Raw genomic sequence first — 746 nt, forward strand, 5'->3', positions numbered from 1 at the left:
CACTCGGCCCTTCGAGCCGATGCAGGAACCACAACCGCCGCTGCGCGAAGGACAACGGCAGCACCTCCGGCCGCACCGCCCGTACCAACGCCGGACGCACACCCGCATCCGCCGTACGCAACCGCTCGGCCAAACCCGCAACGGTCGGCGCCTCGAAGAACACCGCTATCGGCAACTCCACACCCAGCACCGCACGTACTCGGCTGATCAGCCGAGTGGCCAAGAGCGAATGACCGCCCAGCGCGAAGAAGTTGTCGTCGATACCGACTCCAGCGATGCCCAGAACGTCCGCGAACAACTCACACAGAACCTCCTCCCGCGGTGAGCGTGGTGCGCGTCCGCGGGCCGCTGTGCCGAAGTCGGGTGCGGGCAACGTCTTGCGGTCCACCTTGCCGTTGGGCGTCAGTGGAATCGCGTCGAGCGCCACGATCGCGGAGGGGACCATGTACTCGGGGAGTCGCTCGCGCAGATGACGGCGGAGTTCGGTGGTCAGCGCGGCGGTACTGAGGGATGCTGCCGGATTCGTGGTGTACGCGGACAGCTCACCGTGTGCCTGGTCGGTCGCCAGATGAACATCCGTCGCCACGGCGCGGGACATGGTCTCCTCCGGTGCGAACAGCACATCGAAACGGCCGTCTTCACCGTGCGAGCTCCAGGTGACCGCGGTCCACAGGCCTCGTCGGCGCCCCAGCTCACTGAAGGCGTCCGGCTCCATCCCCAACCCGGCTGTGGTTGTCGTCAGGTGG

Annotated in this window: 1 protein-coding gene; it reads right to left on the reverse strand. The window is 67.2% G+C overall.

Going from position 1 to position 746, the window contains the following annotated elements:
- Positions 1-715: phosphopantetheine-binding protein (locus PV419_RS52955; RefSeq protein ID WP_319701260.1), on the reverse strand; the 715-nt coding region annotated here is incomplete at its 3' end.
- Between the last annotated feature and the right edge of the window lie 31 nt (positions 716-746).

This window comes from Streptomyces sp. ME19-01-6 (assembly GCF_033793745.1).
Lineage (GTDB): Bacteria > Actinomycetota > Actinomycetes > Streptomycetales > Streptomycetaceae > Streptomyces.